General features: G+C 67.0%; 12 protein-coding genes. 5 read left to right on the top strand and 7 right to left on the bottom strand.

What is annotated here, in order from left to right; genetic code table 11:
• Positions 1-42: 42 nt before the first annotated feature.
• The gene (locus ACFFU4_RS01385) at positions 43-3,462 is read right to left on the bottom strand and encodes an indolepyruvate ferredoxin oxidoreductase family protein (RefSeq protein WP_377066283.1); all 3,420 of its coding nucleotides are present in this window, start codon (positions 3,460-3,462) and stop codon (positions 43-45) included.
• Positions 3,463-3,628: 166 nt separating this feature from the next.
• On the opposite strand from ACFFU4_RS01385, the gene ACFFU4_RS01380 reads away from it, so the two are divergent.
• Positions 3,629-4,522, top strand: coding sequence for a LysR family transcriptional regulator (locus tag ACFFU4_RS01380; protein ID WP_377066281.1), 894 nt, complete (start codon positions 3,629-3,631; stop codon positions 4,520-4,522).
• 287 nt (positions 4,523-4,809) lie between these two features.
• Here the strand turns inward: ACFFU4_RS01380 and gnd are convergent, their stop codons facing one another.
• The 4 genes from gnd to ACFFU4_RS01360 all read right to left on the bottom strand — a co-directional run bounded on the left by gnd (position 4,810) and on the right by ACFFU4_RS01360 (position 9,897).
• A complete protein-coding gene (gene gnd / locus ACFFU4_RS01375) occupies positions 4,810-6,210 on the bottom strand; it encodes an NADP-dependent phosphogluconate dehydrogenase (protein ID WP_377066279.1) in 1,401 nt (466 codons plus the stop codon).
• Between the two features lie 70 nt (positions 6,211-6,280).
• Positions 6,281-7,207 carry an ornithine carbamoyltransferase gene (gene argF / locus ACFFU4_RS01370; protein ID WP_377066277.1) on the bottom strand — a complete coding sequence of 309 codons (927 nt, stop codon included), beginning with the start codon at positions 7,205-7,207 and terminating at the stop codon, positions 6,281-6,283.
• Between the two features lie 79 nt (positions 7,208-7,286).
• Entirely contained in the window at positions 7,287-8,462 is a 1,176-nt protein-coding gene (locus tag ACFFU4_RS01365; protein WP_377066275.1) for an aspartate aminotransferase family protein, read from the bottom strand.
• A gap of 175 nt (positions 8,463-8,637) precedes the next feature.
• The gene (locus tag ACFFU4_RS01360) at positions 8,638-9,897 is read right to left on the bottom strand and encodes an MFS transporter (protein ID WP_377066273.1); all 1,260 of its coding nucleotides are present in this window, start codon (positions 9,895-9,897) and stop codon (positions 8,638-8,640) included.
• A 168-nt stretch (positions 9,898-10,065) separates the two neighbouring features.
• On the opposite strand from ACFFU4_RS01360, the gene ACFFU4_RS01355 reads away from it, so the two are divergent.
• From ACFFU4_RS01355 to ACFFU4_RS01340, 4 genes are all read left to right on the top strand, one after another.
• Complete coding sequence (locus ACFFU4_RS01355; protein ID WP_377066271.1) at positions 10,066-10,965, top strand: DMT family transporter; 900 nt, start codon at positions 10,066-10,068, stop codon at positions 10,963-10,965.
• Positions 10,966-11,012: 47 nt separating this feature from the next.
• Complete coding sequence (locus ACFFU4_RS01350; protein ID WP_377066269.1) at positions 11,013-11,405, top strand: hypothetical protein; 393 nt, start codon at positions 11,013-11,015, stop codon at positions 11,403-11,405.
• Entirely contained in the window at positions 11,402-12,352 is a 951-nt protein-coding gene (locus tag ACFFU4_RS01345; RefSeq protein WP_377066267.1) for a sterol desaturase family protein, read from the top strand. Before ACFFU4_RS01350 ends, ACFFU4_RS01345 begins: the two co-directional genes overlap by 4 nt.
• Positions 12,353-12,632: 280 nt before the next feature.
• Positions 12,633-13,193, top strand: coding sequence for a TetR/AcrR family transcriptional regulator (locus ACFFU4_RS01340; protein WP_377066265.1), 561 nt, complete (start codon positions 12,633-12,635; stop codon positions 13,191-13,193).
• Between the two features lie 5 nt (positions 13,194-13,198).
• Here the strand turns inward: ACFFU4_RS01340 and ACFFU4_RS01335 are convergent, their stop codons facing one another.
• On the bottom strand, positions 13,199-13,981 hold the full coding sequence (locus ACFFU4_RS01335; RefSeq protein ID WP_377066263.1) for a squalene/phytoene synthase family protein: 783 nt from the start codon (positions 13,979-13,981) through the stop codon (positions 13,199-13,201).
• A complete protein-coding gene (gene cimA / locus ACFFU4_RS01330; protein ID WP_377066261.1) occupies positions 13,978-15,594 on the bottom strand; it encodes a citramalate synthase in 1,617 nt (538 codons plus the stop codon). Before cimA ends, ACFFU4_RS01335 begins: the two co-directional genes overlap by 4 nt.
• Positions 15,595-15,607 lie beyond the last annotated feature (13 nt).

Below are 15,607 nucleotides of genomic sequence, written 5' to 3'. Positions count from 1 at the left end.
ACGCGACGGTCATGACCAGATCACATGACGGTTTCATGACGCTCACTCCGCCGCCCGCGCCAGATCGCCGCCGCCCGCGCGGATCGCGGCCAGCACCTCCTCGCGCCGCTTTTCGGCCTTGGCGGCGTTGGCCGCCTTCACCGGGCCGAAACCGCGGATCGACAGCGGCAACTCCGCCAGCGCGATGATCGCGTCGCGGGTGTCCGCGTCGAGCCTGGGCAGCACCTCCGCCATGTCGGCCTCGTACTGCCGGATGAGGGCGCGCTCCATCTTCCGCTCCGCGCTGTGTCCGAACGGATCGAGCTGCGTGCCGCGAAGCCGCTTCAACGGGGCCAGCACGCGGAACGCGCGCAGAATCCACGGCCCGAACTCGCGCTTTTGCGGGCGCCCGTCGGGGCCGGTTTTCGCCATGATCGGCGGCGCGAGGTGCACCTTCATCCTGAAATCGCCGCCGAACTCGGCGCGCGCCCTCGTAGCCGTCTCCAGGTGCAGCCGCGCGACCTCGTACTCGTCCTTGTAGGACAGCAGCTTGTGATAGCCCTTTGCGACGGCCTCTTTCACGCCGTCGTCGGCGATCCCGTCCACCAGCTTGCGGTAGCGTTTCGCCAGCCGCTTGCCCTGATAGGCGGTCAGGTGATCGGCGCGATAGGCAATCTTTTCCTCCAGGCTGCGGGGCTTCTCCACCACCGAGGGCGTCACCAGCCGCGCCGCCGCCGCCGGGTCATGCGCCGCCCAGCGGCCCACCTCGAAGGCGCGCAGGTTGGCCTCCACAGCCGCGCCGTTGAGGCGGATCGCCTCGGCGATGGCCTCATGGCTCAGCGGGATCAGCCCGCGCTGCCACGCCGCACCGAACACCATCATGTTGGAATAGATCGAATCGCCCATCGCCGCCTTGGCCAGATCCGTGGCGTCGAAGAGCTGCACATCATCGCGCAGCCGCGCCTCCAGCGACAGTCGCAGCCGGTCGGCAGGCAGGCGGAACTCGGGCTGCCGGGTGAAATCGCCGGTCACGATCTCGTGGCTGTTGACCACCGCGCCGGTGCGCCCCGGGCGCGTCAGGCCCAGCGTCTTGGCCCCGGCACTCACCACCAGATCGCCCCCGATGAGCGCGTGCGCCTCGCCAGTGGCCACGCGGATGGCGCTGATATCGCCCGGCGTCTCGGCGATGCGGCAATGGATATGCACGGCACCCCCCTTTTGCGCGAGGCCCGCCATCTCCATCATGCCCGCGCCCTTGCCGTCGATCTGCGCCGCCTGCGCGAGGATCGCGCCGACGGTGACGACCCCGGTGCCGCCCACGCCGGTGATGACGACGTTATGCGTGCCGTCGATTGCGGGCAGCGTGGGGGCGGGCATCTCGGGCAGACTCAGATCGGCGGTGCTCTCCTTGCGCGGCTTTGCCCCTTCCAGCGTGACGAACGAGGGACAGAAGCCCTTGAGGCACGAGAAATCCTTGTTGCAACTCGACTGGTCGATGGCCCGCTTGCGCCCCAGTTCGGTCTCGACCGGCACGATCGCCACGCAGTTCGACTGCGCCCCGCAATCGCCGCAACCCTCGCACACATCGGTGTTGATGAACACGCGCCGGTCCGGGTCGGGGAAATTGCCGCGCTTGCGGCGGCGGCGCTTCTCGGCGGCGCAGGTCTGGATGTAGAGGATGACGCTCACCCCCTCGACCTTTGCCAGCCGCTCCTGCACGGCCATCAGATCGGATCGTTCCGCGAATTCGATATCCTGCGGGAACGCCTTGGGATCAACATCCTCCTTGTCGTCATAAACGACCGCCAGATGCCTGACCCCCATCGCGCGCAACTCTGCGGCGATCTGCGGCGCGTCGAGCCCGCCATCGTTGCCCTGCCCGCCGGTCATCGCCACCGCGTCGTTGTAGAGGATCTTGTAGGTCATCGTCGTGCCAGCGGCGAGCGCCGCGCGAATCGCCTGCACCCCGGAATGGTTATAGGTGCCGTCGCCGAGGTTCTGGAAAACGTGGCCCCGCGTCGAAAACGGCGCCTCCCCGATCCAGTTCGCCCCCTCGCCGCCCATATGGGTAAAGCCCGTCGTCTCGCGGTCCATCCACTGCACCATGTAGTGACAGCCGATCCCGGCATAGGCGCGGCTGCCCTCGGGCAGCTTCGTTGACGAATTATGCGGACACCCGGCGCAGAAATACGGCAGCCGCGTCGCGATCTCCTCGGCATTGTCGCCGGCGCGCGCCTCGCTCAGCGATGCCAGCCCCGCCTTGACCCGGTCGGTGCCGCGCCCCTCCTCGATCAGGATGTCGCCCAGTTTCTCGGCGATCCAGATCGGATCGAGCGCGCCGGTCGTCGGGAACAGTTCGTCGCGGTGCATGCCGCCCGCGCCGCCCTTGTACCAGCCATAGACGCGCCGCCCGCGCCGGTCGTCGAATATCGCCTCCTTGATCTGCACCTCGATCAGCTTGCGCTTTTCCTCGACCACCACGATCAGGTCGAGCCCCTCGGCCCAGTCGTGAAACCCCTGCATATCCAGCGGAAACACCTGCCCCACCTTGTAGGTGGTGATGCCCAGCCGCTCGGCCTCGTCCGCATCAATCCCCAGCAATTCCAGCGCATGCACCAGATCGAGCCAGTTCTTGCCCGCCGCGACAAAACCTATCCTGGCACCCGGCTTGCCCCACATCCGCTTGTCCATGCCATTGGCGCGGGAAAACGCCTCGGCGGCAAAGCGCTTGTAGTCGATCATCCTCGCCTCTTGCGCATGCGGCGTGTCGATCAGCCGGATGTTCAGCCCGCCCTCGGGCATCGGAAACTCCGGCGTCACCAACTGCACCCGGTCGGGGCGGCCATCGACCACCGCCGTCGCCTCGACCGTGTCCTTCATGGTCTTGAGGCCCACCCAGACCCCGGCAAACCGGCTCAGCGCATAGCCATAGAGGCCGTAATCGATGATTTCCTGCACGCCCGCGGGGCTGACCACCGGCATATAGGCATCCACCAGCGCCCATTCGCTCTGATGCAGCACGGTCGAGGATTCGCCGGTATGGTCGTCGCCCATCGCCATCAGCACACCGCCATGCGCGGAGGTCCCCGCCATGTTGGCATGGCGCATCACGTCGCCCGAGCGGTCCACGCCGGGGCCCTTGCCGTACCACAGGCCAAACACCCCGTCGTATTTCCCCTCGCCGCGCAATTCCGCCTGCTGCGTGCCCCACAGCGCGGTGGCGGCGAGATCCTCGTTGAGCCCGGCCTGAAAGCGGATGTCGGCGCCGCGCAGCACCTTCTCGGCGCGGGTCATCTGCATGTCCACCGCGCCCAGCGGCGAACCGCGATAGCCGGTGACATACCCGGCAGTGTTCAGCCCCGCCGCGCGGTCGCGCGCCTTCTGCATCAGCATCAGCCGCACCAGCGCCTGCGTGCCGTTGAGCAGGACCGGCGATGTCTCCAGATCGAAGCGGTCCTCAAGCGATACCTTCTGCACAGTCATGTCGCGCCTCCCTTTTGAGAGTTAAGTCTCAACATAGGATAATAATAGGTCATAATTTGTGACCTATAAAGCGGAATTTCGTAAAATGATCGTGCTCTTGCTATCGCCGTATCGGGATTTTCTGCTATTACGTCACGAGTGCTGATACTTTTCGGAATTGGGCGCAATGGACTGGGACAAGCTCAGAATATTTCACGCGGTGGCCGATGCCGGGAGCCTCACCCATGCCGGTGACATGCTGCACCTGTCCCAGTCGGCGGTCTCGCGCCAGGTGCGCTCGCTGGAGGACTCGCTCTCCGCAACGCTGTTCCACCGCCACGCGCGGGGGCTGATTCTCACCGAACAGGGCGAATTGCTGTTCGACGCCACCCGCGCCATGATGAAGCGGCTCGAGGCCGCGACCGCGCGCATCCGCGACAGCGAGGAAGAGGTGTTCGGCGAATTGCGCGTGACCACCACCACCGGCTTCGGCACGCTGTGGCTCGCCCCGCGCCTGCCCAAGCTCTACGAGAAATACCCCGATCTCAAGATCGACCTGATGCTCGAGGAGCGCGTGCTCGACCTGCCGATGCGCGAGGCCGATATCGCCATCCGCATGAAGGAACCAAGCCAGGCCGACCTGATCCGCAAGCGGCTGATGACGGTGCACATGTGCCTCTACGCCTCGGAAGGCTATGTCGCGGCGCGCGGCATGCCCGAAAGCCCGGCGGCGCTGTCCGGTCACCGTCTGATCTGCCAGAATCCGCGCTCCGCGCAGGTCGGGGCCGCCGCCACGCTGGTCAACGAGCTGATGACCAACGACATCTCGTCGCTGCTGACGGTGAACAACTATTTCGGCGTGCTTCAGGGCGTGCTCCACGGTCTCGGGATCGGCGTGCTGCCCGATTACCTGATCCACGATTTCCCGCAGCTCGTGCGCGTGTTGCCCGATTTCGCCTCGACCGTGGTGCCGGTGTTCCTCGCCTACCCCGAGGAGTTGCGCCAGTCCAAGCGCGTCTCGGCGTTCCGCGATTTCGTGCAGCAGGAAATCGTCGCCTATCGCCGCAGCCTGCGCGAGTGATCCCCCGCGCGGGCGGGCGCTGCGGCCTCCGCGTGATCGGATTTCGATCACGTCGCACAGTCGGCAGGCAGATCATCGACCAGATATGCAATTTTATCATACCGGCCATGCTGCACCTGCGGCATTATTGGTCTTGATCGGGCGGGATGCCGTCATTATGTGCCAAGCATGACGGTGCCTGGCGACAGCCTGTTACCCTCATACCTCCCTGTTGGACTTTGGCCGAGCTTAGTGCTCGGCCTTTTTTTGTCCTGCACGGTATTCGGGCAGGGCTGCATCCACCCGCGTCATCCCCGCCACGGCCCGTGATGGCGCCCCGCCCGCCCCAGCCGCTCGAACCCGTGATGCCCGAACCGGTCGCGCTGCGCCTGTATCAGCCCGGCGGTGCCGTGCCCGTGGCGCATCGTGTCATACCATGCCAGAGCCGCCGACAGCGCGGGCACCGGGTGGCCCGCGTGGACCGCCTCGGCCACCACCTGCCGCAGTGCCGGCAGATGCCGCACCAGCCGCTCGGCAAAGCCGGGCGCGAGGATCAGTTCGCCCTCCGGCGCGCCGCTCGCAAAGGCATCGGCGATATCGTCGAGCACATCGGCCCGTATGATGCAGCCCGCCCGCCATATCCGCGCGATCACCTCGGGATCCAGCGCCCAGCCATACGCCTCCGACGCCGCCGCGATCACCCGGAACCCCTGCGCATAGGCCAGCAGGCGGGCGGCCAGGAACGCCTCGGCAAGCGTCTCCGGCGTGGCCCGGATCGCGCCAACGGCCCCGCCCAGCACCGCCTCGGCGGCCTGCCGCACCTCCTTTTCCGAGGACCAGCTCCGCGCGCCCACCGCCGCCTCGATCGCGCTCGCCGACTGTCCCAGCCGCAGGGCCTCGATCACCGTCCGGCGCCCGGTGCCCTTCTGCGCCGCCGTGTCCTTGATGACATCGACCACCGGGTGCCCGGTCTCGGGGTCGCGCGCGGCCAGCACCTCGGCGGTGACCTCCACGAGGAAAGAGCGCAGCGGCCCGGCGTTCCACTCCGCGAACAGCGCGCCGATCTCCGGCGGCGACAGCGCCGCGCCGCCGCGCAAGAGCCCATAGATTTCCGCGATGATCTGCATGTCGGCATACTCGATGCCGTTATGCACGGTCTTGACGAAATGCCCGGCGCCATCGGGGCCCAGATGCGCCACACAGGGGCTGCCCTCGTGGCGCGCCGCTATGGCGGTCAGGACGGGCGCGATCCGCGCCCATGCCTCGGACGGGCCGCCCACCATCATCGACGGACCGTGCCGCGCGCCCGCCTCGCCGCCCGAGACACCGAGACCGACGTAATACCGACGCGATACCGACAGGTCCTGCGCCCGCCTCCTCGTGTCGTGGAAATCGGCGTTGCCAGCGTCGATCACGATGTCGCCGGGTGCCAGCAGCGGCGCGATCTCGGCCAGCATCGCATCCATCGGCGCACCCGAGGGGATCATGAAGAGGACGACGCGGGGACGCTCCAGCGCGGCCACGAAATCGGCAAGGTTTTCATGGGGATGCAGCCGCGCCGCCAACGCGCCCGCCGCGTCGGTGAAGGGCGCGATCCACTCGGCCTCGCGATTGGTCACCGCCACGTCAAAGCCGTGTCCGGCGATGTTGAGCGCCAGCGCGCTGCCCATCGTGCCAAGCCCGTATATGCCGATCTGCGCCTTGCCCATTCGCCCCCCGGCACCGCCAACGGAATGGCGTAACTCTATGCCCAGAAACAAGAAAACACAAGCGCGCGCGTCACACCCCGAGACAGTGCCGCAGGATCGCCTTCTGCGCGTGCAGCCGGTTCCCGGCCTCGTCGAAGATCACCGAGTTGGGCCCGTCCATGACCTCCGATGTCACCTCCTCGCCGCGATGTGCGGGCAGGCAATGCATGAACAGCGCGTCCGGTTTCGCCTGCGCCATCAGCTCGGCATTGACCTGGTAGGGACGCAACATGTTGTGGCGACGTTCCTTTGTGGATTGGCTGTCGTGCATCGACACCCAGGTATCGGTCACCACCAGATCGGCCCCCGCCACCGCCTTCGCCGGGTCGCGCTCGATGGTCACGTTGCGCCCTGCCTTGCGCGCCAGCCCGATGAATTCAGGCTCGGGGTCGAGCTGCATCGGGCCGGTGAAGGTCAGGTCGAACCCGAACTGCGCCGCGGCATGCAGGAACGAGGCGCAGACGTTGTTGCCATCGCCCGACCACACCACCTGTCGGCCGGTGATCGGCCCGCGATGCTCCTCATAGGTAAGGATATCGGCCATGATCTGGCACGGATGGGTGCGGTCGGTGAGCCCGTTCACGACCGGCACGTCGGCATGCTCGGCCATTTCCAGAAGCACCGATTCATCGAAGGTGCGGATCATGATGAGATCGACATAGCGGCTCATGACGCGGGCGGTGTCGGCGATCGTCTCGCCATGGCCAAGCTGCATGTCGGCCCCCGACAGCACCATGGTCTGCCCGCCCATCTGCCGCACGCCGACGTCGAACGACACCCGCGTGCGCGTCGAGGGCTTTTCGAAGATCAGCGCCACCATGCGCCCGGCGAGCGGCTGTTCGGCGTCGGGCATGCCGCGCGGGCACCCGCCGCGCGCCTCTTTCATGTCGCGCGCCTGATCAATGATCGCCCGCAGGTCGGCAGCGTCGGTTTTGTGAATGTCGAGAAAATGGGTCATGTCGTCGTTCGCTTTTGCAATCGAGGTATATGCGGGGGCCAGCCCCCACACCCCCGGAGTATTTCGGCCAGGAAGAAGATCAGGCGGTTTCCAATGCGACGGCGGCGGCGTCGAGGCGGGCGACCGCGTCGGCGATCTCGTCGTCGGTGATGGTAAGCGGCGGCAGCAGGCGGATCACGTTGTCGGCGGCGGGCACGGTGACGACCAGCGCGTCATAGCCCGCCTTGACCACATCCGTGTTGACCGCCTTGCAGGCCAGCCCCAGCATCAGGCCCGAGCCTCGCACGCCGGTAAAGACATCCGGGTGTGCGGCCACCAGTCCCTCGAGACGTTGCCGCATCAGCCCCGCCTTGCGGTTGACCTCGGCGAGGAATTCGGGCGTGGCGACATGCGCCATTACCGCACAACCAACGGCACAGCCCAGAGGGTTGCCGCCATAGGTGGAGCCATGCGTGCCCGCGCCCATCCCCGAGGCAGCGCGCTCCGTGGCCAGCACCGCGCCCAAGGGGAAGCCCCCGCCGATGCCCTTGGCGACCATCATGATATCCGGGGTCACGCCGGCCCATTCATGGGCAAAGAGCCGCCCGGTGCGCCCCACCCCGCATTGCACCTCGTCGAGGATGAGCAGGATGCCGCGCGCGTCGCAGAGGTCGCGCAGCCCCTTGAGGCATTGATCGGGCAACGGTCGGATACCGCCCTCGCCCTGCACCGGCTCGATCAGGATGGCGGCGGTATTGTCGTCGATCGCGGCATGGAACGCCTCGTGGTCGCCCCAGGGCACATGCTTGAACCCGGGCAAAAGCGGCCCGAAGCCCTTGGTCATCTTCTCCGATCCAGCGGCGGCGATGCCCGCCGAGGAGCGGCCATGAAACGCGCCCTCGAAGGCGATGATATCGGTCCGCTCCGGCTGGCCTGCATCGTAGAAGAACTTGCGCGCCATCTTGACCGCCAGCTCGCAGGATTCGGTGCCGGAATTGGTAAAAAACACCGTGTCGGCAAATGTCGCCTCGACCAGCCGGTCGGCCAGCTCCTGCTGCGCCGGGATCTGGTAGAGGTTCGAGGTATGCCACAGCTTGCCCGCCTGCTCGGTCAGCGCCGCGACCAGATCGGGATGCGCGTGCCCCATGGCATTGACCGCGATCCCCGCGCCCAGATCGAGAAATCGGCGCCCGTCGGCCTCGATCAGCCAGGCACCCTCGCCCTTCACGAAAGAGAGCGGCGCGCGGTTGTAGGTCGGCAGGATCGACGGGATCATGGCATGGTCCTTGTAAGAAACAGGCCCTTTGAGTGCCGCAAGGGCGGGGCCAAGTCAATCTATTGGGGGGGGCTTGGCGCGGACGCGCCGGGATCACGAGGGGACGGGACGTCAGGCGCGGGTGCGTCGGCGTCGGGTCGGAGTATGTGTCGCGCTCGTGATCATGAGCGGCGTCTTAGCCGGTTTCGCGCGTCAGGGAAAGCGGAATATCGCGGGGTGCGGCAGGTACCACCGCAACGCGCGCCGCCCCCAGCCTCGGATGCAGGTGCCGCGCGAGATGCCAGCAGCCGAGAAGGCCCATACCGGCCAATGCGAATATCCCCGGCAAAGGGGCCACCAGCAGCACCAGCCACGCCGCCCCCGGTGTCATGATCCCCGACACATCGCGGAAACTGGCATAGATCGCCGACATCTCCGTGCGCTCCGACGGCTTCACCGCCATCAGGAAGGGCAGCCCCGCCGACACATCGAGCAGCACCAGAAACACCGACGCTAGCGCCAGCCCCGCGACCGTTGCCCAGGGCCAGCCGCTCGCCACAGCACCTATCAGAAAGAGCAGCCCCGAGGCCGCAAACCCTACCCGCACCGCCCGCCGGATCGAGCGGCGCTGCATCCAGCGCAGCATCAGCGGTGTCACGAACAGCATCCCGTTCGAGGCCGAAAGCAGCATGCCGCCCAGATCCTCGCCCAAGCCCTGCTGCACCGCGAAGATCGGCAGATAGACCACGTAGGCCCACCAGCCGCAGGAGCGGATCACCGCGAAAACCCAGCCCGCCACCAGCCGCGGCTGCGCGAAGAACCGCGGCAGCCACGCCAGCGGATTGGGGGCCGGGGCCCGCGCGCGGGTGATCAGCCGCCCATTGCCAAGCCGCATGTAGAGAAAGAGCGCCATCATCGCGAAGGCCGCCACCCCGGCGATCAGGAAGGGCAGCGGTCTCCAAAGCCCGAGAAGGGCGACGCCGAGCCAAGGCCCCGCCGTCCAGCCCGCCGCACTGTAGAACATGCGCGACGTCTCGCAGCGGCCCAGATCGGACTTGGCGATGAAATCGAGCACATAGGCGTTGAAGCAGACAAAGACCATGACCGTCGCCGCCGTCATCAGCGACAGCGCCGCAATCATGTCGAGCGCCCCGCCCTGCGCGCCCATCCCCGCGCCGCCCGCGAACATCGCGCAGCCCATCACGTAGATCCAGCGGCGCGGCAGGTAACGGGTGGCAAAGGGCACCATCAACCCGGTCGCCAGCGACAGCACCCCGACGAGGAAATACACCTCCGACACCAGCGCCGCATCGCGCAGCGCGCGATACATCTCCAGCGGCATGACCGAGATCAGAATGCCGCGTGCCATCGCCTCGGTGCCCGCCAGGAGGGCAAAGCCCCGGACCGAGGGGGTGGGGGCGTGGCGGAGCCATTCGGGAATGCGGCGGTCATGCATGGGCGGGGTCTTGGATTGATTCATATCCTCGCTGCACGACATTGCGCGGCGGGGCGCGACCGGTCACGACATGGCGTCGTTTTCCGCCCGTGGCACACGCGGATTTGTCGGCGGGTGTCAGGCTGTTACCGCTTGCAGCCGGGTGCGCGGCGCGGCAAGGCTGCGCGCATGTTCACACCCCGCGCCCCCAATCCCGGGCTTGCCGCCGGGCTCACCCTTCTGGCCGCCGCATTGCTGGCGGGCACGACGTTGCTGGCCAAGGCGCTCGGGACCGACGCGCTCGGCCCGCCGCTGCATGCGCTGCAGGTCAGCCACGGCCGGTTTCTCTTCGCCTTTCTGGCCATCGGCGCGATGACGGCGCTGATCCGCCCGCACCTCACCCGCCCCGATCTGGCAACCCACGCCAAGCGCTCCGGCTTCGGCTGGGCCGGAGTCACGCTGATGTTCGCCGCCGCCGCCTTCATCCCGCTGTCGGACGCCACCGCGATCAGCTTTCTCAACCCGGTTTTCGGAATGATGCTCGCCATCCCGCTCCTGGGCGAGAAGGTCGGCCCGATCCGCTGGTGCGCCGCCGCCATCGGCCTTGCGGGCGCCGCGATCCTGATGCGACCGGGCAGCGGCGCGATCTCCCCCGGCGCGCTTCTGGCGCTCGGCGCGGCGATGTGCCTCGGGGCCGAACTCATTTTTATCAAACGGCTCTCGGGACGCGAGGGACCGTGGCAGATCCTGCTGATCAACAACGCTATCGGTCTGAGCATCGCGACCCTTGCCGTGATCTGGGTCTGGGCCACCCCAACGCCCGCGCAATGGGCGGCGCTGATCGGCATCGGCCTGCTGATGGCGCTGGCGCAGGCCTGTTTCGTCAATGCCGTGGCACGGGGCGACGCCAGTTACGTGGCGCCGTTCTTCTACACCGCGCTGGTCTTTGCCGCGCTCTATGACGGGGTGATCTTCGGGGTCTGGCCGGATGCGGTTTCCGTCACCGGCGCCGCAGTCGTGCTCTGCGGGGCCGGTCTTCTGGTCTGGCGCGAAGGTCGGCGACATGGAGTGACGCAACGCCCCCTTTGACAAACATACCCGCGCTTTGGCTAAATTCGCGCCGAGAGAGGGGAACCATGCCGCTGAGCATCCTGTTGCCGATGGTCGTGCTGGGCATCGCTTGCATCGCGGTGCTGCTGCATCTGCTCGGCCTGTCGCGCCGGGCGACACTTGCCGACAAGGCCGCGGCCCGCGCGGCCTGGCTGCGCGAGTTTCCGGGCGATGCGCCGGTGCATGTCACCCTCTGCCACGACCGCTCCGCCGCCCTGATCGAGACGGAGACCGGGCGCGGCGTGGTCTGGCCGATGGGGGCGGATACCACCGCGCGTTACCTCGACGGCGCGCGGCTGCACACCACGAAGACCGGATTGCGCATCGACCTGCCCGATTACACCGCCCCGCGTATTCATCTTGCGCTCCACGCGGACGAATCCGCCCGCTGGCAAGACGCCCTTAAGGAGACCGCATGACCGACACGCCCCCCTTTCCCGACGTGGTGAACTGGGCGGTGCCGCTCTTCATCGCCGCCATCCTCGCCGAACTGCTGTGGATCGTCATCAAGGGGCGCGGCGGGCGGTATGAGACGCGCGATGCGCTCACCTCGCTCATCATGGGGGCGGGCAACGTGGCCTCGGGTATCCTGCTGGGCTTTGTCGCCTACGGGTTCTTCATGGTTTTGTGGGAGATCACGCCGCTCGATCTGGGCACCTCCGTCGGCATCATCGCGCTGTGCTTCGTGCTGGACGATCTGCGCTATTACTGGGTGCATCGCTTCGGGCACCGCATCCGGTGGGTCTGGGCATCCCATGTCAATCACCACTCCTCGCAGCATTACAATCTGACCACGGCGCTGCGCCAGACCTGGACCGGCACCTTCACCTTCATGATGGTGGTGCGCGCGCCGCTGATCCTGCTGGGCTTTCACCCGGCGATGGTGCTGTTTGTCGGCGGGCTCAACCTGATCTACCAGTTCTGGATCCATACCGAGGCGATCGGCAAGATGCCCCGCTGGTTCGAGGCGGTGATGAACACGCCCTCGCATCACCGTGTGCATCACGGGCGCAACCCGCGCTATCTCGATTGCAATTACGCGGGCGTATTCATCATCTGGGACAAGATGTTCGGGACGTTCGTCCCGGAACTCGACGAGGAAAAGCCCGATTACGGCCTCGTCCGCAATCTCGGTACCTTCAACCCGATCCGCGTCGCCTTTCACGAATGGGTGGGCATTTACCGCGATGCCACGCAGCCGGGGCTGACATGGCGCGAGCGGCTCAATTACTGCCTCATGCCCCCGGGCTGGAGCCATGACGGAAGCCGCGAGACCTCGACCGGGATCAAGACGCGGCACGTCGCGGCGCATCCCGAGGCCGCGGGCACGCCGGGATTGCCGCCACTCCCGGACCACACGCCATAGGCGACTCACGCGGCGTACACGGTTTTGTCATTTGACCGTTCGTTCCAAACCCGGCTTCATCGGGAGGCGCTGAGATGCCATCACTCACAAGGGACCATCAGGGGACCATCGGGCCGCCCCGCCATTTCCAGCATGACGCGGGCGGCCCGCACCCTACCCGGCATCCCGTGCAAGGCCCATTACTCAGCCTTGTTCGGGGTGTCGGGGATGGCGTACGCTACGGGCCTTGGGTCCGGTACGGCGCGCCGTTGCGGAACCCAACCAGCCTGTCGGAGCGTCCATGCCCTGGGAAAAGACATATGACGAGGCCGAGGTGCTCGAGGCGGCGATGCACGCGTTCTGGAGCGATGGCTACCATGGCACGTCAATGGCCGGCCTTGTCGCCGCCACCGGCCTCAACCGCGGCAGCCTCTATGCAGGCTTCGGCAACAAGCGCGCCCTCTTCCTGCGCGCACTGCGGCACTACGATGACACCTATCGCAGCGGTCTGCTCGATCAATTCCGTCAGGACGGCCCTGGAAAAGAGTCCATCCTCGCCGTATTCGAGACGGTGGCACGCGGCGACGCGCAGATGCCCGGCGGCTGTCTGATGATCCAGTCCGCGATGGAACGCGCGCCGCATGACCCCGAGATCGCCACGATCGTCGAAAGCAGCATGGCCGAGGTCGAGGCGTTCTTCGCCGCCTGCCTTTCACAAGGTGACAGCCCGCCGCCGGACGCGGGCGAGACCGCCAAGGTCTTGCAGGGGCTGATGATCGGCATTCTGGTCATGACCCGCACCAATCGCGACAGCCCGTCGATCCCCGCGATGCTTGCACAGGTGCGCAGCCTTGTCGGCTGAGTGCCCTACCAGCACCCCGACATCGCCCGCAGCATCAGCGTGAACCGGCTGCGCGCCGGGGCCGGATCGAGCGTGCCGTCGGCCACAGACCCCGGATGACGCGCCGCCGCACGAAGGACAGGCCCGGCCTCCCACAGTGGCAAGAGCGCCGGTGCCGCCGCACGCGACACGCCCCCGCGCCCGGCCCGCGCCTTAGCCAGCCGACTTAGCCCTTCACGCGCCAGAGCGCGCACCGCATCCGGCCGACCGTCCGGCAAGGGCTTGCGCCCCGCCGCCTCCAGCGCCGGGACCGCCCGAAACCAGTTGGCAAGGCCGAGGGCAAACCCCGCGTTGCGCAGCACGTCCGCCTCGGCGGGGCCAAGCGCCCGCACCGCCGCCCGGATCAGGTTGCCCGAGGTGGTCTCGATATAGCGGGTGAACTCCGCCTCGTCCTCGAACGGATCGCGCTCGACATCCCACCGCCGCGCCTCGATCAGATCACTCAGCAACCCGGCCGCCCCGGCATCCAGCACCCGCGCCAGCGGCGTGACCACCTCGTGCCGCCGCACCACGCCGCCCGCGCGGATCTCTTCCAGCGCGTCGGCCCACCATTGCAGACGCATCTCGGCGATCATCGGCTCGGATGTGACCCAAGGCGCGCGCGCCACCTCGACGTTGAAGGCATAGATCGGAAACAAGACCGGCCGCGCCGCCACCGGGGCCGCCATCGCCGCCTGAAACCGTGCCGCATCGGCGCGGCGCACGATCTCCGCACAGGCGATGAGATCGGCGTCGAACCCCTGGCTCACACCGCCCCCTCATGCACCAGCTTCCAGTTGATCGCATCGAGCAGCGCCTCAAAGCTGGCATCAACGATGTTCGGGCTGACCCCCACCGTGGACCAGCGCCGCCCGGCACTGTCCTGACTGTCGATGATCACCCGCGTCACCGCCTCGGTGCCGCCTTGGGTGATGCGCACCTTGAAATCCACCAGATGCATGTCGGCGATCTGGTCCTGATAGGGCCCGAGATCCTTGGCCAGCGCCCGCGCCAACGCATTGACCGGGCCGCGGTCATGGCCCTGATCGTCCATCGACTCCGACACCGACAGCTTCTTCTCGTCGCCCACCTTCACCACCACGACGGCCTCCGACAGGCTCACCATGCGATCATACTTGTTCTTGCGCCGCTCGACCGTCACCTTGTAGCGCTTGACCTCGAAGAATTGTGGCATCTGCCCCAGTTCCTTGCGCGCGAGGATCTCGAAACTGGCCTGCGCGCTGTCATAGGTATAGCCCTGATCCTCGCGCTCCTTGATCACCTCCAGCAGCCGCGCCAGCGCCGGATCACCCGGCGCCACCTCGATCCCCGCCTCGGCCAGACGACGCCGCAGGTTCGATTGCCCGGCCTGGTTGGACATCGGGATGATCCGCGCATTGCCCACCGTTTCGGGGTCGATATGCTCATAGGTGCTGGGGTCTTTCAGGATCGCGCTCGCATGCAGCCCGGCCTTGTGGGCAAAGGCCGAGGCCCCCACATAAGCCGCCTGCCGCAGCGGCACACGGTTGAGGATCTCGTCCAGTTGTCGGCTCACCGCCGTGAGGCTCCTGAGCCCTTCGCGGCTCACCCCGATCTCATAAGCCTCGGCATAGGGCGGCTTGAGCATCAGCGTCGGAATGAGCGTGGTCAGGTTGGCATTGCCACAGCGCTCGCCCAGCCCGTTCAGCGTGCCCTGCACCTGCCGCGCGCCCGCATCGACGGCTGCCAGACTGCCCGCCACGGCATTTTCGGTGTCGTCATGGGTGTGGATGCCCAGCCGGTCGCCGGGGATACCCGCCGCGATCACCTCGCCCACGATGCGCCCAATCTCGGTGGGCAGGGTGCCGCCATTGGTGTCGCACAGGACGATCCACCGCGCGCCCCCCTCATAAGCCGCGCGCAGGCACGCCAGCGCGTAATCGGGATTCGCACAGTAGCCGTCAAAGAAATGCTCGGCATCGAACAGCGCCTCGCGCCCCTGCCCGACCAGATGCGCGACGGAGCGGGCGATGTTTTCGACGTTTTCCTCCAGCGTGATGCCAAGCGCCGCGCTGACGTGGAAATCATGGGTCTTGCCGACGATGCAGACCGCCTTGGTCCCGGCATTCATCACCGCCGCCAGAACGTCATCGTTCTCCGCCGAGCGCCCGGCCCGCTTGGTCATGCCGAATGCGGTGAGCGTGGCGCGCGTCTGCGGCACGGCATCGAAAAAGGCGCTGTCGGTGGGGTTCGCGCCGGGCCAGCCACCCTCGATATAATCGACGCCAAGACGGTCCAGCGCCTCAGCTATCTGGATTTTCTCAGGCGTGGAAAAGCTGACGCCCTGCGTCTGCTGCCCATCCCGCAAGGTGGTGTCGTAGAGGTAGAGGCGTTCCTTAGCCATCACCCAAGCCCCT

Origin of the sequence: Roseovarius ramblicola (assembly GCF_042430665.1) — a bacterium.
GTDB lineage: Bacteria > Pseudomonadota > Alphaproteobacteria > Rhodobacterales > Rhodobacteraceae > Roseovarius > Roseovarius ramblicola.
Note: the sequence above shows the minus strand (reverse complement) of the source record. Positions and strands in the feature narration are given on the sequence as shown.

Coding starts and splice junctions, on each gene's coding strand:
- ACFFU4_RS01385 (WP_377066283.1), bottom strand. CDS start 3,462: ATGACTGTGCAGAAGGTATCGCTTGAGGACCGCTTCGATCTGGAGACA.
- ACFFU4_RS01355 (WP_377066271.1), top strand. CDS start 10,066: ATGTTCACACCCCGCGCCCCCAATCCCGGGCTTGCCGCCGGGCTCACC.
- argF (WP_377066277.1), bottom strand. CDS start 7,207: ATGACCCATTTTCTCGACATTCACAAAACCGACGCTGCCGACCTGCGG.
- ACFFU4_RS01365 (WP_377066275.1), bottom strand. CDS start 8,462: ATGATCCCGTCGATCCTGCCGACCTACAACCGCGCGCCGCTCTCTTTC.
- gnd (WP_377066279.1), bottom strand. CDS start 6,210: ATGGGCAAGGCGCAGATCGGCATATACGGGCTTGGCACGATGGGCAGC.
- ACFFU4_RS01345 (WP_377066267.1), top strand. CDS start 11,402: ATGACCGACACGCCCCCCTTTCCCGACGTGGTGAACTGGGCGGTGCCG.
- ACFFU4_RS01380 (WP_377066281.1), top strand. CDS start 3,629: ATGGACTGGGACAAGCTCAGAATATTTCACGCGGTGGCCGATGCCGGG.
- cimA (WP_377066261.1), bottom strand. CDS start 15,594: ATGGCTAAGGAACGCCTCTACCTCTACGACACCACCTTGCGGGATGGG.
- ACFFU4_RS01350 (WP_377066269.1), top strand. CDS start 11,013: ATGCCGCTGAGCATCCTGTTGCCGATGGTCGTGCTGGGCATCGCTTGC.
- ACFFU4_RS01340 (WP_377066265.1), top strand. CDS start 12,633: ATGCCCTGGGAAAAGACATATGACGAGGCCGAGGTGCTCGAGGCGGCG.
- ACFFU4_RS01360 (WP_377066273.1), bottom strand. CDS start 9,897: ATGCATGACCGCCGCATTCCCGAATGGCTCCGCCACGCCCCCACCCCC.